The following is a 20,031-nucleotide window of genomic DNA, read 5'->3' on the forward strand; positions in this document are numbered from 1 at the left end:
TAAAGAGCGACGCAACAGTGTGTTGCTGCGGGAGTGGAATTCTACTCAACCGCCTTCTCGAGTCAAGCCTTATTTTCGAAGGCTTTTCGAGGTTACCGACTTGGCTTTCTGCGTTGCCGCTTGCCCTGTCGATGGAGGCGCATTATAGGGATCTGGATCACGCTTGCAAGGGTGTTTTCGAATTAAATTCGCATTTTTGGTTCAACCGTTCACTAATCACCCAAAAAGTGCATTTATCCTGCAATAACACACCCGTTTGACGAGCTCGCTATCCTCTAGATGGCGTGGCGGCGGGAGCAGATCAAGGTTGTGGCGATTTGGTCTCTCTACATCTATATGCATGGTGATCGAGGTCACGCCTTCGGGTAACATAGCGCCCCTTTGCGATTCACACACTCTTGGGCTTTGGAGAGTTTAATGCCTTTTGCACTTGGCCAGCGTTGGATTAGTGATACAGAGACGGATCTGGGGTTGGGGACTGTCGTTGCTGTTGAAGGACGCATGGTTACCCTGTTGTTTCCGGCTACCGGTGAAAACCGTATGTATGCCAAAGAAGAGGCGCCGGTCACCCGGGTCAGCTTCAATGTGGGCGATCAGATCACCAGTCACGAAGACTGGACCATGACGGTCGAAGAAGTGCAGGAGAAAAACGGCCTGCTTATATATGTAGGTGTTCGCACCGACAATGATGAGCCCGTTGCCCTCAAGGAAGTGTTTCTCAACAACTTTATCAAGTTCAACAAGCCGCAGGATCGCCTGTTCGCCGGTCAGATTGACCGGATGTCCCGCTTTACCCTGCGCTACGAGGCGTTGATCAACCAGCACCAGCGTCGTCGCAACCCGACTCGCGGTCTGGCCGGTGGCCGTGTCAGCCTGATCCCGCACCAGCTCTATATCGCCCATGAAGTAGGTCACCGCTACGCTCCGCGCGTACTGCTGGCCGATGAGGTAGGTCTGGGCAAAACCATCGAAGCGGGCATGGTCATTCATCAGCAGCTGCTCTCCGGCCGTGCTCATCGGGTGCTGATCCTGCTGCCCGAAACGCTCCAGCACCAGTGGCTGGTCGAGATGCTGCGCCGCTTCAACCTGCACTTCTCCCTGTTTGACGAGGAGCGCTGTATCGAGGCATTCGCCGATGCAGAGAACCCCTTCGAGACCGAGCAGCTGGTGATCTGCAGCCTCGACTTCCTGCGCAAGAAGCGTCGTCGCTTCGAGCAGGTGCTGGAAGCCGAGTGGGATCTGCTGGTTGTCGACGAAGCCCACCATCTGGAGTGGAGTGAAGAGGCGCCAAGCCGTGCCTATGAGATGGTGGAAGCGCTGGCCGAACAGGTGCCGGGCGTGCTGCTGCTGACTGCGACCCCGGATCAGCTTGGCCACCAGAGCCACTTTGCCCGTCTGCGCCTGCTCGATCCCGAGCGTTTCTACGACTACGAGGCCTTCCTCGCCGAGGAGCAGGCCTATGGTCAGGTCGCCAGCGCAGCGCAAGAGCTGCTGGATGGCGAGACCCTGAGCGATGAAGCCAGAAAGACCCTCGCCAGCCAGCTGGAAGGGTTGGACTTGAGCGATGCGACTGCCCGTCAGCAGGCGGTCGCCAAGCTGCTGGACCAGCATGGCACCGGCCGGGTGCTGTTCCGCAACAGCCGCGCCAATATTCAAGGCTTCCCCGAGCGTCACCTCAACGTCTACCCCATGCCGCTGCCGGAGCAGTACAAGACTGCCATCAAGGTGATGGGCATGATGGGTGGCAACGGTGGCGATCTGCAGACCCGCGCCCTGCGCTACCTCTATCCCGAGAAGATCTTCCAGCAGTTCGAAGGCGACAACGCCACCTGGACCCAGTTCGACCCCCGTGTCGAATGGTTGCTGGAACTGCTGCTCTCAGCCCGTCAGCAGAAGGTGCTGGTGATCTGCTCCGAAGCGGCGACCGCCATCGCGCTGGAAGAGGCGCTGCGTACCCGTGAAGGGATCCGTGGTGCCGTGTTCCACGAAGGGATGTCGATCCTCGAGCGGGACAAGGCCTCCGCCTATTTCGCCCAGCAAGAAGGTGGCGCCCAGGTGCTGCTCTGCTCCGAGATCGGCTCAGAGGGCCGCAACTTCCAGTTTGCCAGTCATCTGGTGCTGTTCGATCTGCCCCTCAACCCGGATCTGCTGGAACAGCGTATCGGCCGACTGGATCGTATCGGTCAGCAGAATACCGTCGAGATCCACGTTCCCTATCTGGAAGGGACTGCCCAGCGCGCCCTGCAGCTCTGGTATCACGATGGTCTGGACGCGTTCGAGCAGACCTGCCCGACTGCCCGCCCGGTATTCGAAGCGGTACGTGAAGAGCTGTTCGAGCTGCTGGCCGCCAACACCGGCGATCAGGCAGCCCTCGACGCCCTGCTGGTCAAGACCCGCGAACTGCACGAGCCGCTCAAGGCTCGACTGGAGCAGGGCCGCGATCGCCTGCTGGAGATCCACTCCAGCGGTGGCGCCACTGCCCAGCAGCTGGTCGACAAGCTGGCCGCCGAAGATGACGACACTGGCATGATCTCTTTCGCCCTCAAGATGTTCGACGAGATCGGCGTCAATCAGGATGACCGTGGCGAGAACGCGCTGGTGCTGACCCCCGGGGATCACATGCTGGTCTCCAGCTTCCCGGGCCTGCCGCAAGATGGCATGACCATCACCTTCGATCGCAACACTGCCCTGTCGCGTGATGACATGTCGCTGCTCTCCTGGGATCACCCCATGATGCGCGGCGGTATCGACCTGATCCTGGGCTCCGAGATCGGTGCCACCTCGGTAGCACTGCTCAAGAACAAGGCGCTGCCCATCGGCTCCATCCTGCTTGAGCTGATCTTCGTTGCCGAATCTGCGGCCCATCCCCAGCTCTACCGCTTCATGCCGCCGACGCCGATCCGTCTGCTGATGGACAAGAACGGCCAGAATCTGGGTGAGAAAGTGGCGTTCGATGCCTTCAACCGCCAGCTGACTCCGGTCAATCGCCACCTCGGCAGCAAGCTGGTGACTGCGTCCCAACCGGTGATCCACGGTCTGATTGGCAAGGGCCAGGCCATTGCCGAAGAGCTGAAAGCCGGGATTGTCGACAAGGCCCGCGCCCAGATGGCGCAGACCCTGCAGCAGGATCTGGATCGTCTGGAAGCGCTCAAGGCGGTCAACCCGAACGTGCGAGACAGCGAACTGGATTATCTGCGCAATCTGCAGGCAGAATTGCACCACCTGATCGATCAGACCCAACTCAAGCTGGATGCCATCCGCTTTATCGTGGTCACCCATAACTGACAAGGTACCGACCGACAGCGGCCAGACCCAGCTCAAACTGGATACCCAAGGCCGCTTTGTCGTGGTTACCCATAACTGATGGGGGCTTGCCCCCACCTTCTGATGCGAGACATTTATGTTTGAATACTCACCGCCTCTGGAACCCTGGCTCGATATCCTGTTCAAGGACAAGGACATCATGGTGGTCAACAAGCCCACTGGCCTGCTAAGCGTCCCCGGGCGCGGCCCCGAGAATGAAGACAGCGTCCTGCATCGGGTGAAACAGCAACACCCCAAAGCGGCGGCAGCTCATCGCCTCGACATGTCCACTACTGGCGTCATTGTCATTCCCCTCAATCCCAACTCTCACCGGGAGCTGAGCCGACAATTTCGCGAGCGGGAGACAGAGAAGCACTACCTCGCTTGGGTGTGGGGCGAGCCGGAAGCAGAGTCGGGTCAGGTTGACCTGCCGCTCTGCGTCGACTGGCCCAACCGCCCGAAACAGAAGGTGGATCACGAGGAGGGGCGTCACGCTCTGACCCTGTGGCAGAAACTGAAGGTGGAGAACGGCAACAGTCTGATCAAGCTGACCCCCATCACAGGTCGCTCCCACCAGCTGCGCGTCCATATGCTGGAGCTGGGGCATCCGATCCTGGGTGACAACCTCTACGCCCATCCGGATGCGCTGGCGGCTGCCCCCCATCTCTACCTGCATGCGGCCATGCTGACCATCAGCCACCCCCGCAGCGGGGAACGGATGACCTTCGAGGCGCCGGCTCCTTTCCCGGTCTGATCCCGCAAATCGCAGAGATAAAAAAGCCCCCATCGCGAGATGGGGGCTTTTTCATTAGGGTCAGACGCGAATATCGATCTTGCTTCCCAGGGAAGCGCTGGCCGATGTCGGTGCAACCGGCGCTGATTGCGCTGCGTTTTGCAGCAGCTTCAGCGCAGCTTCGCCCTCTTGGGTCTGCTGTTTCTTGGCCAGACTGGCCGTCATCAGAGCAGAACCAAACGACGCATTTGCAGAACTTGATATATCCATAGGGTTCCTCCTGCACTCAACAGTATCGGCCAAGCGGCCCCGAACATAAGCACTGAATGCAAAACAATCTGAAAGTCGCTTTTCTATCAATCAGATAGCAATAGCATTCATGGCCCCTGTTCACCGCTGGATGACGCCTTCAAGCTCCTCCGCCGTCATCGCCCGCAATACCCGACAGGGGTTGCCGGCCGCCACCACATTGGCGGGCACATCTTTGGTCACCACCGAGCCGGCACCGATGACGCTGTTGTCACCGATGGTGACGCCGGGGCAGATGACGACGCTGCCACCAATCCAGACGTTGTGACCGATCCGCACCGGCTTGCCGAACTCGACCCCCCTGATGCGCGGCGCCACCGCCACCGGATGAGCGGCGGTGTAGATCTGCACCCCGGGCGCCAGCAGCACGTTGTCGCCGATATGCACCTCACAGACGTCGAGGATGGTGCAATTGACGTTGGCGTAGAAGTTCTCGCCGACGAAGATATTGGCGCCATAGTCGCAGAAGAACGGCGGATTGATGGCGCACTCATGGCCGCGGCCACCGAGCAGCTCGTGCAGCAAAGCATCCCGCGCCGGTTTCTCCTGCCAGCAGGTGTTGAAGGTGTGATAAAGCCTTCGGCAGCGCTCGCGCGCCGCTTTCAGCTCGGGATCGCCCGCATCATAAGGCTCCCCTGTCACCATCTTCTGCCACTCGGCACCTCGCACCACCTTCTCCATTACCTACTCCATCAGCCAGATCAGGGATTCATAAGGGCGCAGCATACCCGATTGCGGTTGGGCTGGGCTATCCGGGTAATTGCCGAGCAGCAGCCGACCTTGCCCGCTTTGCAGCTCGGCAGGCAAGGCAAACTCCACCGGCTCGCCGTAGAAGTTGCTCACCACCAGCAGGGTCTGACCGTTGGCGCAACGGGCATAAGCCCAGATCTGCGGGTGCCCGGTCAGCAGTTCCTGATAATCCCCCTGAGTGAAGATGGGGTGCGCCTTGCGAAGGGCGATAAGATCCCGATAGTGCCAGAACACCGAGTGCTGGTCGGCCAGCGCCGCCTCGGCGTTGATCTCGGGATAGTTGGCGGCAGGCTTGAGCCAGGGCGTCCCGCTGGTGAAACCGGCGTTGGGGGCGGCACTCCACTGCATCGGCGTGCGCGAGTTGTCACGGGACTTGGTGCCGAGAATGGCGAGGATCTCGGCCTCGCTCATCCCTTCAGCCTGCTTGATGGCGAAGATGTTGCGACTCTCCACATCCTGATAGTCATCGATGCGCTGATAGCTGGGGTTGGTCATGCCGATCTCCTCCCCCTGATAGATGTAGGGGGTGCCTTGCAGGCCGTGCAGCGTGCTGGCCAGCATCTTGGCGGCCACGACCCTATGCTCACCCTCATCGCCAAAACGGGAGACGATGCGCGGCTGATCGTGGTTGCACCAGAACAGCGCCGACCACCCCTTGCCATGCATACCGCTCTGCCAGTGGTTGAAGATGCGTTTGAGTTCGAGAAAATCGAACGGTGCCTTGGTCCACTTGTCGCCGTTGGGGTAATCCACCTTGAGGTGGTGGAAGTTGAACACCATGGAGAGCTCGGATCCATCGAGGGCGCCATAGCGCTGGCAGTACTCCAGACTGGTGGAGGACATCTCCCCCACCGTCATGGCACCCACCGGGGCAAACACGTCGCGGCTCACGTCCTGCAAAAATTCGTGGATGCGCGGCCCGTCGGTGTAGAAGCGGCGGCCATCGCCAATCTCGTCGTTCGGGAACGTCTGATCCTTGGAGATGAGGTTGATGACGTCGAGGCGGAAACCGTCCACCCCCTTCTTGGCCCAGAAGTGGATGATGTTTTTGACCTCGGCGCGCACCGCCGGATTTTCCCAGTTGAGATCCGCCTGCTCGCGGGCAAACAGGTGCAGGTAGTACTGACCGGTGGCGGGATCCAGCTCCCAGGCGCTGCCGCCAAACTTGGATTGCCAGTTGTTGGGTACGCCGCCATCCACCGGATCGCGCCAGATGTAGTAGTCGCGGTAGGGGCTGTTCTTGTCCCCCAGCGCCGACTTGAACCAGGCATGCTCGGTGGAGGTGTGGTTGACCACGATATCCATCACGATGCGGATGTCGCGCGCGTGGGCGGCGGCCAGCAGCGCCTCGAAATCATTCATGGTGCCGTAGGCGGGGTCGATGGCAAGGTAGTCGGCGATGTCGTAGCCGTTGTCCACCTGCGGGGAGACGTAAACCGGGGTCAGCCAGAGGGCATCGACACCGAGGGTCTTGAGATAGTCGAGGCGGGCCATGATCCCCTTGAGATCGCCGGTGCCACGGGCAGCGGAATCCTGAAAGCTCTTGGGATAGATCTGGTAAATCACGGCACTCTGCCACCAGGGTGTTTGGCTCATGGGTCTTGCTCTTGTCTCGAATGAAAAAGGGAGAGGGCGACCCCTGCGGGTCGCCCTGATGCGTGGGATCAGGCGCTGGCCTGGGCCAGCTTGCCGGCCGCCTGCTGGCGCTTGTAGACCAGCAGGGTCAGCACCACAGGCACCACGATGGCCACCAGCATGGCGAGGGAGTAAACGGCCCAGTATTGCGGCTGGATGGAGAGGATGCCCGGCAGGCCGCCTACCCCGATGCCGTTGGCCATCACCCCGGCGAAACCGCAGATGAGGGCGGCAAGGCTGGAGCCCACCATGGCGCACAGCATGGGGAACTTGTACTTGAGGTTGATGCCGTACATGGCCGGCTCGGTCACCCCGAGGTAAGCGGAGATGGCGGCAGGCACCGAGATCTCCCGCTCGTTCTCCTTGCGGCTGATCAGAATGATGCCGACGACCGCAGACGCCTGAGCGATGTTGGAGAGGGCGATCAGCGGCCAGATCGGGGTGCCACCCATGCTCTGCATCAGCTGCAGATCCACCGCGTTGGTGGTGTGGTGGATGCCGGTGATGACCAGCGGCGCGTAGAGGAAACCGAACAGGGCGGCACCGATGGGAGCGAAGGAGCCTGTCATGGCGGCCTTGGCGGCAAAGCCGACACCGTCACCCAACCAGCGACCGAACGGGCCGATAAAGGCGTGGGCCACGATCACCGCCAGCAGCAGCGAAACAAACGGCACGATCACCAGATAGAGATAGGCCGGAATGATGCGCTTGAGGTTGGTCTCAACCCAGGCCAGGAAGACACCCGCCAGCAGCGCCGGAATGACCTGGGCCTGATAACCCACCTTCTGGATCACGAACAGGCCGAAGTCCCACACCTCGGGAGTCTGCTGACCAATGCCGTAGGCGTTCATCAACTGCGGTGACACCAGCGTCACCCCCAGCACAATACCGAGGATCTCGGAGCCACCCATCTTCTTCACTGCAGACCAGCAAACACCGACCGGCAGGAAGTGGAAAATCGCCTCGCCCAACAGCCAGAGGAAGGTGTGTACCTGAGCCCAGAATTGGCTGATCTCGGTGAGGGTGTGAGTGCCATCGTCAAACATCTTGATGTCGCCGATGACGTTGCGAAAGCCCAGGATCAGACCGCCGGTGATGATGGCGGGCAGCAACGGTACGAAGATCTCCGCCAGATGGGAGATGCCACGCTCCAGCGGGTTCATGTTCTGGCGGGCCGCCTGCTTGGCGGTCTCCTTGCTGCCACCGCTGACGCCGAGCTGTTCGGTCAGCGCCTTGTACCACTGCTCTACCTCGTTACCGATCACCACCTGGAACTGACCGCCCTGGGTGAAGCTTCCCTTCACTGCCGGAATGGTTTCGATGGCCTTGCTGTCGGCCTTGGCCGGATCGTTCAGGACGAAGCGCAACCGGGTCAGGCAGTGGCTGACGGTGGCGATGTTCTCCTTGCCGCCGATCTTGTCGATCAGGGTGGCAAGCTGCTGTGCGTTGATCTTGGACATGGGTCTTCCCTCTGTGACGCCATTGAATAGTGGTCTGTATCGCCCTTTTGAGCCAGTCTGTCGGCCGGAGCGTTTTTGGTATCGTTCCCATTTAGCATGCCGACAATCTGGCCAGATCTAAATGGGAACGTTCCCAATTCGTGGCCAGCGTCACAAAAAGCACACTTTTTGTTCAGTCGGAAGTGATGGGGCTCACAGGGTTCGGCAGGGGGCGATAGTCACCAGCGGAGGCTGATCCTGCTCAATCTGGCCGAGCAGCTGACGCGCCGCCTGCTCCCCCGCCCCTTTGTAACCAAGGTCGAGACTGAGGGCATTGGGGAAGAGGAAACTGAGCATGGGATTGTTGCCAAGTCCGGTCACCAGCACCTCGCTACGCCCTTGTTCTTGCAGGTATTTTGCCGCACCAATGGCGAGGGTGTCGCTGGCGCAGACCAGCGCCTGGGTGGAGGGGGTAAGCAGCTCGGCCGCCAGCCGGTAGCCGCTCTGCAGGCTGAGATCGCCGAGGGCGCTGCGCGGGCGCAACCCCTGCTCTGCGCAGTAAGCGAGATAAGCATCTAGGCGGCGCTGGCCGGTGGTGAGATCCGAGGCATCCACCCCCAGATAGGCGATGTCGCGGGCGCCACGGCTTGCCAGCTGCGCCAGCATGGTGCGCACCGCACCGGCGTCGTCGAAGCAGACCGAGGAGAAACCGGGATATTCACGGGCGACCAGCACCAGCTTCTCTTTCAGCGGCGCCATGGCGGCATAGTCCAAGTCATTGAAGGCGAACAGGATAATGCCATCCACCCCGCGCCGCTCCAGCACCGCCAGATGCTCCTGTACCTTGGCAGGGGAGAACTTGCTCTCCATCAGCACGGCATCGTAGCCGCGCTGGTAGAGGGTCTCCAGCATGCCGCGCACCGCCTGATTCTCCGAGCTGGAGTCGAGCCGCGAGACGATGATCCCCACCACCTGCTGGCTCTGGCTGCGCATGGCCCGCGCCGATTTGCTCGGCACAAAGCCGTGCTCGGCGATGATCTGCTCCACCCGCTCGCGGGTCTCCTGCTTCACCTTGGGATCCTGATTAAGCACCCGGGAGACGGTAGACTTGCCGACGCCACTCAGTCTGGCGATATCGAGGATGGTCAGTTTCTTGTCCATGAATTGGCTCACAGGAGGCTAGGCGGTGGAATTGCCCACATTGTTGTGATTAACCCCTGTGAATACAAGCCCATGGCGTTAGAATGCCCTTTTTGCCCCGCCGTCAGGGTGTGTGGGCACAGCACAGGATGCCCATCATGGATCTGCTGGCCAGTCTGCTCTTCTCCCTCTCCATCACAGGGCCCATCTGCGTGGTGCTGCTGCTCGGCATCTTGCTCAAGCGGTTGGGGCTTTTGCCGGATCCCTTCACCGAATCCGCCTCGCGACTGGTGTTTCAGGTCACCCTGCCCGCTCTGCTCTTTCTCAGTATTCTGGGTACCAACTTCGCCACCATGCCGAGCCTCTGGTTTATCGGCTATGGCCTGCTCGCCACCGTTATCAGCTATCTGGTACTGGAGCTGTTGGCCGGACGTTTTATCGGGGAGCAGCGGCTGCGCGGCATCTTCGTGCAGGGGAGCTTTCGCGGCAACAGCGCCATTATCGGGCTCGCCTATGTGCAGAACGCTTACGGCCACGAGGGGTTGGGTGCGGCGGCCTTCTATGTCGGCGCGGTGACCGTGCTCTACAACATTCTCGCGGTGATCACCCTCACCCGCAGTCTCGGCGGTGCCACCGGCATTCGCCCCATTCTGCTCGGCATCATCAAGAATCCGTTGATCATCGCCATTGTGGCGGCGCTGCCCTTTACCCTGCTCGGTATCAAGATGCCGCAACTGCTGCTCACTACCGGCAGCTACTTCGCCAACATGACGTTGCCGCTGGCGCTGCTCTGCACCGGCGCCTCCCTCAGCCTTGATGCTCTGCGTGGTGGTGCAGCCCTTGCGGGCTGGGCCAGCATCATGCGGCTCTGCCTCATTCCGGCTGCGTTCACTCTGGGGGCGGCCCTGCTCGGCTTCAGCCATCTGGAGCTGGGTATTCTGTTCCTCATCAGCGCTACCCCGACTGCCGCCGCCAGCTATGTGATGACCCGCGCCATGGGGGGCGACAGCGTGCTGGCCGCAAACATCATCGCCACCACCACCCTCGGCTCGCTGGTTACTACCAGCCTCGGGGCGACTCTGATGAACTATCTGGGTCTTATGTACTGACGGCTTGACCTTGCCGGAGGCGGCAGCTTTAGGCTGGCGCTCATCAACAGAGGAGATATCCCATGACCATCGAACTCACCGTGTCCGGCATGTCCTGTGGTGGCTGCGCCGCCAGTCTGCAAAAAGCCCTGCTGGCCCAGCCTGCGGTCACCACCGCGACCGTCGATTTCGCCAGCAGCAAGGCCGTCATCGAGAGCGATCTGAGCAAGGCCGAGCTGATCGCCCTGATCGAAGCCAAGGGTTTCTCTGCGAGTTAAATTATCTCCATAGAGGTATAAAACAGGTTAAAAATCTGTACTCACCTGTCTTTTGGTGAGTTTTATCACAGATATTGCTGTTTAAACGGGCAAACTTGCTGCGATTATTCCAACCATAAGGATTTGCAGCATGACCCTACCGATCCGCAAGACCCTGCTCGCCGCCGTCGTTGGCCTGACCCTCTCCCCCATGGCGATGGCGCTGCCCAGCGTCCATATTCTGGCTACCGGCGGCACCATCGCCGGGGCAGGCCAATCTGCCACCCAGTCCAACTACGAGGCAGGCAAGGTGGCCATCGAAACCCTGATCGCCGCGGTGCCCGAGATGAAAAACGTGGCCGATGTGCAGGGAGAGCAGGTGGTGAAGATCGGCTCCCAGGACATGAACGACGAGGTGTGGCTCAAGCTGGCCAAGCGGGTCAACGAGCTGCTGGCCAAGGATGACGTGGATGGCATCGTCATCACCCACGGCACCGACACCATGGAAGAGACCGCCTACTTCCTCAATCTGACCGTCAAGAGCGACAAGCCGGTGGTACTGGTTGGCGCCATGCGTCCCTCCACCGCCATGAGTGCCGATGGCCCGCTCAACCTCTACAACGCCGTGGTGACCGCCTCCGACCCCGCCTCCAAGGGCCGTGGCGTGATGGTGGCGATGAACGACACAGTGCTGGATGCCCGCGACGTCACCAAGACCAACACCACCGGGGTGCAAACCTTCGCCTCCCCCAACTTTGGCCCGCTCGGCTACATCCACAACGGCAAGATCGACTATCAGCGCAGTCCGGCTCGCCTGCACACCAGCAAGACCCCGTTTGATGTGAGCAAGCTCGACAAGCTGCCACAGGTCGGCATCGTCTACAGCTACGCCAACGCCACCGATCTGCCGGCCAAGGCGATGGTGGATGCCAAGTTCGACGGCATCGTCAGCGCCGGGGTGGGCAACGGCAACCTCTACCACACCCTGTTCGACACCCTGGCCAAGGCGAGCAAGGACGGCATCCGGGTAGTGCGCTCCGCCCGCGTACCGACCGGCTCCACCACTCTGGATGCCGAGATCGATGATGCCAAGTACGGCTTCGTCGCCGCCGAGACCCTCAACCCGCAGAAGGCGCGGGTGCTGCTGATGCTCTCCCTGACCCAGAGCAAGGATCCGGCCCAGATCCAGCGCTGGTTCCAGCAGTTCTGATAACGGTTGTCTGACAAGTGATAAGCAAGGGCGGGACTTCCCGCCCTTTTCACTCCTGCAATGCTGCCTCGCCCATTACGCCGTTTGGCGGGGTCGTCCCTCTCTTTTCCGGCCATCTTTTTCAGCCATCGCAAAGCGCTGTCATCAAATTAGCGAGCCGGATCACCCGCTTTCACAAGCGCATCGCCGCCAAATTCATTACACTGCCAGCGATCTTATCCACTCAAGGAGTGCTGTTGCTGTATGGAAATATTGATCCTGCTGGGATTGATTTTGCTTAATGGCGTCTTCGCCATGTCAGAAATCGCCATCGTCACCGCACGCAAGGCTCGCCTCGGCAAGCTTGCCTCTGAAGGCAACCGCTCCGCCGCCATTGCCCTCAAACTGGGCGAAGACCCGACCCATTTTCTCTCTGCCGTCCAGATCGGCATTACCAGCATAGGTCTGCTCAACGGTATCTACGGCGAATCCCTGCTGGCCCAGCCCTTCTCCCTCTGGTTGCAGGAGTGGGGACTCCCGGCCAAGAGCAGTGGCCTGATCGCCACCGTCATCGTGGTGGTGGTGGTTACTTACCTCTCCATCGTGGTGGGGGAGCTGGTGCCCAAGCGGCTCGGCCAGCTCAATGCCGAACGCATCGCCTGTCTGGTTGCCCGCCCCATGCACTGGCTCGCCACCCTGACCCGCCCCTTCGTCTGGCTGCTGTCGGCCTCCACCAATGCCAGCCTGCGGCTGCTGCGGGTCAACCAGAACGGCAGCGCCAACGTCACCGAGGAGGAGATCCACGCCATGCTGGTGGAGGGATCGGAAGCTGGGGTAATCGAGGATCATGAACACACCATGCTGCGCAACGTCTTCCGTCTCGACGAGCGCAGCCTCTCCTCCCTGATGGTGCCGCGCAGCGATATCCGCTATCTGGATCTGGCGCTGCCGCTGGAGACCAACCTGCAGCGGCTAGTGGAGTATCGCCACAGCTATTTTCCGGTCTGCGACGGCAACCTGTCAGAATTGGTGGGTATCATCAATGTCAGCAAGGTGCTGCACGCCTATATCAAGGGGGAGCCCATCGATCTGGCTGCCCTGACCCAGGAGGGCAGCCTGCTGCCCGAGACCCTCAACGGCGTCGAGCTGCTCAACCACTTCCGCACCCACAGCGAACAGATGGCGCTGGTGGTGGACGAATATGGCGAGCTGCAGGGACTGGTGACCCAGCAGGATCTGCTGGAGGCGCTGGCGGGGGATTTCCAGCAGGAGGATGGCGAGGACAACTGGGCATTCCGGCGCGCCGACGGCAGCTGGCTGCTCGATGGCCTGATCCCGCTGCCGGAGTTGAAGGACTGTCTGGAGCTGGTTCGTCTGCCAGAAGAAGAAAAACATCACTATCACACCCTCGGAGGGCTTATCATGCTGCTCCTTGGTCGTGTTCCACAAACCGGAGACCTGGTGACACTGGAACAGTGGCAACTGGAAATTGTTGACATGGATGGCCTGCGCATCGACAAGGTGCTCGCCATGCCCTTGACCGATCAACCCAGCTAACCTGCGGAGTTTGCAAGTATGGAGCAGTTTTACCAACTGGCTCACGCCTTTATGAATCACGATCTGAACACACTTTCCGATCCCAAGATGGCCTTCATGATCTGTGGTGTGATTCTGACGTTTCTGGTACTGGAAAACGGATTCATCCCTACCGCCTTTCTGCCCGGTGACAGCCTGCTGATCCTCACCGGCGTACTCATCTATCAGGATGTATTGTCTCTCGGGGTAATCCCGCTGTTGATCATGGCCACCTTTGTCGGCACCTGGCTCGGTTACATGCAGGGGCGCGTCCTTGGCCACACCCAGCTCTACCATCGGCTGATGTCCCATGTGGAAGAGCGACACCAGCAGAAGGTCTACCACCTGCTGGACAAGTACGGGATCATCACCCTGATCACCGCGCGCTATATCGCCTTCGTGCGCACCGCCTACCCCTATATCGTGGGTGCCACCGAACTGCCCCAGGGGCGCTTTCTCATCGTCAATCTGATCAGCTCCATCATGTGGATCTGCCCGCTGGTAGGGTTTGGCTACTACCTGAGCCACACCAAGCTGGCCGCCGAATACCAGACCCAGTTCTTCAACATCATCATCTATCTGCCGGTGGCCCTGCTGGTGGGTGGCATGGTGGCGCTGGTCTGGCGCTGGATCAGCAAACGCAGGGCCGCGCAGCCGCGGGATTGACCCCTCGCCCAACGCCCGACCCGAAAGCCCTCGCCAGAGGGCTTTTTTGATCGCCAATTTTGCGCAAATAGCAGAAATAGTCCCGCTCGGCCCTTGTAAAGCCGGGGTAAAAATGAGTGAATCTAGCGCCTTTTTTTGGATGGGAATGGAGTCGGTTGTATGTGGTGTCGGATTCGCGCAGCAGCGCTGGTTGTCGGGTTGATGGGAATGCTGGGATTGCCTGCGGTCAGCGCGGCACCCAACCCTGCCAAACTGGAAGTACGCTCGAGCAGCGCCCTAGTCGTGGATGTAAAAACGGGCAAGACGCTCTACCAGAAGAATGCCACCAAGGTGCGTCCCATCGCCTCTCTCACCAAGCTGATGACAGCGCTGGTGGTGCTGGATGCCAAACAGAATCTCAACCAGACCATCACGGTCGACAAGAACGATCTGGATCGGGTCAAACACACTCACTCCCGCATCCGCATGGGCACCAAGGTGACCCGCCGTGACGCCCTGCATCTGGCGCTGATGTCCTCCGAAAACCGGATGGCCTCGGCACTGGCGCGTCACTATCCGGGCGGTCGCAGCGCCTTCGTGCGAGCCATGAACAACAAGGCCAGACAGCTGGGTATGCGTAATACCCACTTCTACGACTCCACCGGCCTCTCCACCCGCAACGTCTCCACCGCCCAGGATCTGGGCAAGCTGGCCGCCGCCGCCTATCGCCAGCCGCTGATCCGTCAGTTCACTCAGGATGAGAACCGGGAGATGCGCTTCAGCGCCCCTGCCTACAGCCTGATGTTCAACAACACCAACCCGCTGGTGAAAAACCCGGATTGGGACGTGCGCCTCTCCAAGACCGGCTTCACTGACGAAGCGGGGCGCTGTCTGGTAATGCGCGCCAAACCGGACAGCCGCGAGCTCGCCATCGTGCTGCTCAACTCGGTGGGCAAACGTACCCCCATCGGCGATGCCAACCGTATTCGCAAATGGCTGAAAAGCTGAGTGGATCTCTTCACAAAAAAGGATGCTGCGGCATCCTTTTTTATTGCCCGCAAAACGCCTCGCAGGCCTTGCAGGATGTAGATGAGCGAACCTTGAGTGATAAGCTGCGTGGCATCTGCCGTTGCAACAGCAGGCATACAGCCCGCTTGCAGATGAGGCAAAGGGTGGTGAGGCAGTGCAACGATCAGAAGAACTGTGCGCAATTACAAAAAGGGGAAGAAATGAGGACAAGAACAGCTAGGTAAACGGGCGATCCACCCGCAACAGCGCACGGGGATCCGCACCAAAAGCTAAATATCGCCCATAAAAAAACAGCCCCGACCGAAGTCGAGGCTGTCTGTATGGTGCGCCCGAGAGGATTCGAACCTCTGACCACCTGGTTCGTAGCCAGGTACTCTATCCAGCTGAGCTACGGGCGCAAATGGCGGAGAAGGGGGGATTCGAACCCCCGATGCGGGTATAAGCCGCATACTCCCTTAGCAGGGGAGCGCCTTCAGCCTCTCGGCCACCTCTCCGTTTGCGGGGCTGATAATACTTCACAGGGATTTTTAGTCAAACACTTTTTTGGAGAAAAAAGTGCGTTCGCTCAGCATTTGGTCAAAGCGTGGAATATTCAAACAATATCGGCACTTATCCCGCAGTTTCGCGCCCTGCAGGGCGATTTCAGGGGGCCGGAAAAACAAAAGGCGACACATGAGGTGTCGCCTTGTCACAGCCATGAAAGTGGCTTAGAAGCCCGGTTGGCCCGGAACTTTCTCGGCCTGGATGCGCTGGTAGATCTCTTCGCGGTGTACGGAGACCTCTTTCGGCGCGTTAACACCGATACGGACCTGGTTGCCTTTAACGCCCAGTACGGTGACAGTCACTTCATCACCAATCATCAGGGTTTCCCCAACACGACGAGTCAAAATAAGCATTCGCTTGCTCCTGTATCCTGTTTTGTTTTTATATCGATATGCGACATTATCTAACAAAGATACCGATATGGTAAATGGTTGAAACTAAATCAATCAGAGATTGTTAGCCCAAGGGCTGCTCTTGCGGTGCCTGATCCAACCCGAAAGCCGCGTGCAGGGCTCGCACCGCCAGCTCCAGATACTTCTCGTCAATCACCACAGAGATTTTGATTTCAGAGGTCGAGATCAACTGCATGTTGATCCCCTCCTCGCCCAATACCTTGAACATGGTGCGCGCAACACCGGGATGGTTCCACATGCCGACACCGACAATGGAGACCTTGGCAATTTCGCCATTTCCCTGCACGCAGGAGGCGCCAAGTTCGGTGGCGGTCTCCTCCAGCAGTGCCCGGGCACGGCGATAGTCGTCACGATTCACCGTGAAGGTGAAGTCGGCGGTGCCATCTCCCAGGGTGTTCTGCACAATCATGTCGACATCAATGTTGGCGTCGCTGATCGGATTCAGGATCTGCGCGGCAACGGTTGGTCTGTCCGGCACGCCCAGAATGGTCAGGCTGGCCTCGTTGCGGTTAAAAGCGATCCCGGATACCAGGGGAGCTTCCATCCTATCACCTCCATATGTGATTAAGGTTCCCTCTCCATCGATAAAGCTCGACAGCACCCGCAGCGGGACGCGGTACTTGCCCGCAAACTCCACCGAGCGGATCTGCAGCACCTTGGCGCCGAGACTGGCCATCTCCAGCATCTCCTCGAAGGTGATGGTGTCGAGACGACGCGCCTTGGGCTCGATGCGCGGATCCGTGGTGTATACCCCATCCACATCAGTAAAGATCTGGCACTCATCGGCCTTGATGGCCGCCGCCACGGCAACCGCCGTGGTATCCGAACCGCCGCGGCCCAGCGTCGTGATGGCGTTATGCTCGTCACGGCCCTGGAAACCGGCGATCACCACCACCTTGCCCGCAGCCAGTTCGGCATGAACCAGCTCGGTGTCGATGTGGGTGATGCGCGCCTTGCCATAGGCGGAATCGGTGTGAATCCGTACCTGATCACCGGTCATTGAGACCGCAGGACAACCGCGTTTGTTCAACGCGATCGCCAGCAGCGCTATGGTGACCTGCTCACCGGTGGAGACCAGTACATCCATCTCCCGCCGGTTGGCATCAGGATCCAGCTGCTGGGCCATGCCCAGCAGCCGGTTGGTTTCGCCCGACATGGCGGAGACAACCACCACCACGTCGTGTCCCTGGGCGCGGGTCTGCTCGACCCGCTCAGCTACCGCCTCGATCCGCTCCAGTGTGCCGACCGAGGTGCCGCCGTACTTCTGTACATAGAGTGCCACAGATCACCTCGCCCGATTACAGGCGCTCTTCCAGCCAGGAGTGAACGGATTGCAGCGCTGCCGGCACCGCCTCAGGCTGGGTACCACCCGCCTGCGCCATGTCCGGACGGCCACCGCCCTTGCCACCCACCTGCTGGGCAACCAGATTGACCAGCTCACCGGCCTTGACCTTGCCGGTCAGGTCGTTGGTGACGCCCGCGATCAGGTTGACCTTGCCATCGGCACAGGTGGCCAGCAGCACAACACCGGACTTCATCTGGTTCTTCAGCTCGTCCAGCATGCCGCGCAGGGATTTCGGATCGGCCCCTTCCAGCGCTGCAACCAGCACCTTCTGACCGTTGATCTCGATCACCTGACCCAGCAGATCGTTACCAGCCTGAGCGGCCAGCTTGGCCTTAAGCTGCTCCAGCTCGCGCTCCATCATCTTGGCCTTGTCCAGCATCTGGCGAACCTTGTCGGCGATGCAGAACTGATCACCTTTCACCAGTGCGGCAGCCTCTTCGATCTGCTCGCCAACCTGATGCATGAAGTCGATGGCCGCTTTGCCGGTTACCGCTTCGATACGGCGCACGCCAGCTGCGATACCGCTCTCGGCGATGATCTTGAAGAAGCCGATATCACCGGTGCGCTTGGCGTGAGTACCGCCGCACAGCTCGGTGGAGTAGTCGCCCATGCGCACGACACGCACGTCGTCTTCATATTTCTCACCAAACAGCGCCATGGCACCTGCGGACTTGGCCGCTTCCAGATCCATCAACTGGGTAGTGATTTCGTGGTTGGCGCGGATCTGGTTGTTGACCAGCTCCTCGACCCGGCGAATGGTCGCCATGGTCAGCCCCTCGAAGTGGGAGAAGTCAAAGCGCATGCGCTCGGCCCCTACCAGAGAACCTTTCTGGGTGACATGCTCGCCCAGAGCCTGACGCAGGGCAGCGTGCAGCAGGTGAGTCACGGAGTGGTTCAGGGCGATGGCCTGACGACGGTCAGCGTCTACCACGGCTTCCACTTCGGCGCCCTTCTCCAGGGTACCCAGCTCCATGTAGCCCTTGTGGATGATCGCCTTGCCCGCTTTCAGGGTGTCGGTCACGGCAAAGATACCGTCGTCCACTTTCAGGGTACCGCTGTCGCCGATCTGGCCGCCGGACTCGGCGTAGAAGGGGGTCTCCTCCAGCACGATGACCGCTTCGTCACCGGCGATAAGACCGCTCACCTCTTCCACACCCTTGTAGATGCCGACCACGCGAGTGCGCTCGCTCAGGGTCTTGTAACCGGTGAAGGGGGTCTCGAAGTCGAGCTTGAGCATTTCGTTGTAGTTCACGCCGAAGCTGGACGCTTCCTTGGCACGAGCACGCTGCTTCTCCATCTCGGACTTGAAGCCCTCTTCATCGATGCCGATCTCGCGCTCGCGCACCACGTCGGCAGTCAGGTCGGCCGGGAAGCCGTAAGTGTCATAGAGCTTGAACACCACTTCGCCCGGAATAACCTTGGCATCGCCCAGGTTGGCCAGAGCGTCTTCCAGCAGCAGCAGACCGCGATCCAGGGTGCGGACGAACTGCTCCTCTTCGATCCGCAGCACGCGCTCGACCAGCGGCAGCTGGGCGATCAGCTCGGCTGCGACGTCTTTCATCTGCACCGCCAGCTCGGCAGCCAGTTTGTAGAAGAAGACATCGGTAGCGCCCAGCTTGCGACCGTGACGCACGGCGCGGCGGATGATACGACGCAACACATAGCCACGACCTTCGTTGGACGGCATCACGCCATCTGCCACCAGGAAGGCGCAGGAGCGGATGTGGTCAGCGATGACGCGCAGGGACTGGTTGCTCAGATCGGTGGTACCGACAATCTCGGCCGCTTTCTTGATCAGCGCCTGGAAGATGTCGATTTCGTAGTTGGAGTGGACACCCTGCATGATGGCGGAGATACGCTCCAGCCCCATGCCGGTATCCACGGACGGACGCGGCAGCGGCTCCATGGTGCCGTCAGCCTGACGGTTGAACTGCATGAACACCACGTTCCAGATCTCGATGAAACGGTCGCCATCCTCTTCCGGTGAGCCGGGACGGCCGCCCCAGATGTGATCGCCGTGGTCATAGAAGATCTCGGTGCAGGGACCGCACGGGCCGGTATCGCCCATCGCCCAGAAGTTGTCGGAAGCGTAAGGGGCCCCCTTGTTGTCACCGATGCGCACGATGCGATCGGCCGGGACACCGACCTCTTTTTCCCAGATATCGAAAGCTTCATCGTCAGTCGCGTAGACGGTCACCAGCAGGCGATCTTTCGGTAGCTGCAGCACCTCGGTCAGGAAGCCCCATGCAAACTTGATGGCATCCTGTTTGAAGTAGTCGCCGAAGCTGAAGTTGCCCAGCATTTCGAAGAAGGTGTGGTGACGAGCGGTATAGCCGACGTTTTCCAGATCGTTGTGCTTACCACCGGCACGCACGCAACGCTGGGAAGTCGTCGCGCGATTGTAGGCACGCTTGTCTGCGCCAAGGAACACGTCCTTGAACTGGTTCATACCCGCGTTGGTAAACAACAGGGTCGGGTCGTTATGCGGTACCAGCGAGCTGGAGGAGACAACCTGGTGCCCCTGGGAACGGAAATACTCGAGAAACGCAGCGCGAATCTCTGACGTGGACATATACATGGAAAATCCTGCTTGATTCGAATACGGACTTTTAACCGCATTAATGTAAGTTTTCTGCGG

Annotated in this window: 16 protein-coding genes and 2 tRNA genes; 8 read left to right on the plus strand and 10 right to left on the minus strand. The window is 60.0% G+C overall.

What is annotated here, in order from left to right; translation table 11 throughout:
• The first annotated feature begins 417 nt into the window (after positions 1-417).
• A complete protein-coding gene (gene rapA, locus OKB77_RS17490) occupies positions 418-3,285 on the plus strand; it encodes an RNA polymerase-associated protein RapA (protein WP_265776169.1) in 2,868 nt (955 codons plus the stop codon).
• A 115-nt stretch (positions 3,286-3,400) separates the two neighbouring features.
• Positions 3,401-4,057, plus strand: coding sequence for a bifunctional tRNA pseudouridine(32) synthase/23S rRNA pseudouridine(746) synthase RluA (gene rluA, locus OKB77_RS17495; RefSeq protein ID WP_005343025.1), 657 nt, complete (start codon positions 3,401-3,403; stop codon positions 4,055-4,057).
• A gap of 60 nt (positions 4,058-4,117) precedes the next feature.
• On the opposite strand, the gene OKB77_RS17500 is transcribed toward rluA, so the two are convergent.
• From OKB77_RS17500 to treR, 5 genes are all read right to left on the minus strand, one after another.
• Positions 4,118-4,306 (minus strand): hypothetical protein, encoded by a 189-nt coding sequence (locus OKB77_RS17500; protein WP_005336040.1) that lies wholly within the window; start codon positions 4,304-4,306, stop codon positions 4,118-4,120.
• Positions 4,307-4,426: 120 nt separating this feature from the next.
• Positions 4,427-5,026 carry a sugar O-acetyltransferase gene (locus tag OKB77_RS17505; protein ID WP_265776170.1) on the minus strand — a complete coding sequence of 200 codons (600 nt, stop codon included), beginning with the start codon at positions 5,024-5,026 and terminating at the stop codon, positions 4,427-4,429.
• 3 nt (positions 5,027-5,029) lie between these two features.
• Positions 5,030-6,691, minus strand: a complete 1,662-nt coding sequence (gene treC, locus OKB77_RS17510; RefSeq protein ID WP_265776171.1) for an alpha,alpha-phosphotrehalase — start codon at positions 6,689-6,691, stop codon at positions 5,030-5,032.
• A 68-nt stretch (positions 6,692-6,759) separates the two neighbouring features.
• Positions 6,760-8,190: a PTS trehalose transporter subunit IIBC gene (gene treB / locus OKB77_RS17515; protein ID WP_265776172.1), complete on the minus strand. Its 1,431-nt coding sequence runs from the start codon at positions 8,188-8,190 to the stop codon at positions 6,760-6,762.
• Positions 8,191-8,382: 192 nt separating this feature from the next.
• On the minus strand, positions 8,383-9,330 hold the full coding sequence (gene treR / locus OKB77_RS17520; protein WP_075115856.1) for a trehalose operon repressor TreR: 948 nt from the start codon (positions 9,328-9,330) through the stop codon (positions 8,383-8,385).
• Positions 9,331-9,467: 137 nt separating this feature from the next.
• Between treR and OKB77_RS17525 the strand changes: the two genes are divergently transcribed.
• The 6 genes from OKB77_RS17525 to pbpG all read left to right on the plus strand — a co-directional run bounded on the left by OKB77_RS17525 (position 9,468) and on the right by pbpG (position 15,071).
• Positions 9,468-10,418 carry an AEC family transporter gene (locus OKB77_RS17525; RefSeq protein WP_058053362.1) on the plus strand — a complete coding sequence of 317 codons (951 nt, stop codon included), beginning with the start codon at positions 9,468-9,470 and terminating at the stop codon, positions 10,416-10,418.
• Between the two features lie 62 nt (positions 10,419-10,480).
• Positions 10,481-10,675, plus strand: coding sequence for a heavy-metal-associated domain-containing protein (locus OKB77_RS17530; protein WP_100654640.1), 195 nt, complete (start codon positions 10,481-10,483; stop codon positions 10,673-10,675).
• 130 nt (positions 10,676-10,805) lie between these two features.
• Positions 10,806-11,864 carry an L-asparaginase 2 gene (gene ansB, locus OKB77_RS17535; protein ID WP_270818049.1) on the plus strand — a complete coding sequence of 353 codons (1,059 nt, stop codon included), beginning with the start codon at positions 10,806-10,808 and terminating at the stop codon, positions 11,862-11,864.
• Positions 11,865-12,107: 243 nt separating this feature from the next.
• Entirely contained in the window at positions 12,108-13,400 is a 1,293-nt protein-coding gene (locus tag OKB77_RS17540) for a hemolysin family protein (RefSeq protein WP_040069001.1), read from the plus strand.
• Between the two features lie 18 nt (positions 13,401-13,418).
• Entirely contained in the window at positions 13,419-14,084 is a 666-nt protein-coding gene (locus OKB77_RS17545; RefSeq protein ID WP_270818050.1) for a DedA family protein, read from the plus strand.
• A gap of 159 nt (positions 14,085-14,243) precedes the next feature.
• Positions 14,244-15,071 (plus strand): D-alanyl-D-alanine endopeptidase, encoded by an 828-nt coding sequence (gene pbpG, locus OKB77_RS17550; RefSeq protein ID WP_005348750.1) that lies wholly within the window; start codon positions 14,244-14,246, stop codon positions 15,069-15,071.
• Between the two features lie 342 nt (positions 15,072-15,413).
• On the opposite strand, the gene OKB77_RS17555 is transcribed toward pbpG, so the two are convergent.
• The 5 genes from OKB77_RS17555 to alaS all read right to left on the minus strand — a co-directional run bounded on the left by OKB77_RS17555 (position 15,414) and on the right by alaS (position 19,971).
• Positions 15,414-15,490 (minus strand) — tRNA-Arg (locus tag OKB77_RS17555).
• Positions 15,491-15,493: 3 nt separating this feature from the next.
• Positions 15,494-15,586, minus strand: a tRNA-Ser gene (locus OKB77_RS17560).
• A gap of 213 nt (positions 15,587-15,799) precedes the next feature.
• On the minus strand, positions 15,800-15,988 hold the full coding sequence (gene csrA, locus OKB77_RS17565; RefSeq protein WP_005336053.1) for a carbon storage regulator CsrA: 189 nt from the start codon (positions 15,986-15,988) through the stop codon (positions 15,800-15,802).
• Positions 15,989-16,091: 103 nt separating this feature from the next.
• Entirely contained in the window at positions 16,092-17,330 is a 1,239-nt protein-coding gene (locus tag OKB77_RS17570) for an aspartate kinase (RefSeq protein WP_005336054.1), read from the minus strand.
• 16 nt (positions 17,331-17,346) lie between these two features.
• A complete protein-coding gene (gene alaS / locus OKB77_RS17575) occupies positions 17,347-19,971 on the minus strand; it encodes an alanine--tRNA ligase (RefSeq protein WP_150390187.1) in 2,625 nt (874 codons plus the stop codon).
• Between the last annotated feature and the right edge of the window lie 60 nt (positions 19,972-20,031).

Source organism: Aeromonas sp. Y318-3, assembly GCF_027706185.1.
GTDB lineage: Bacteria > Pseudomonadota > Gammaproteobacteria > Enterobacterales > Aeromonadaceae > Aeromonas > Aeromonas veronii.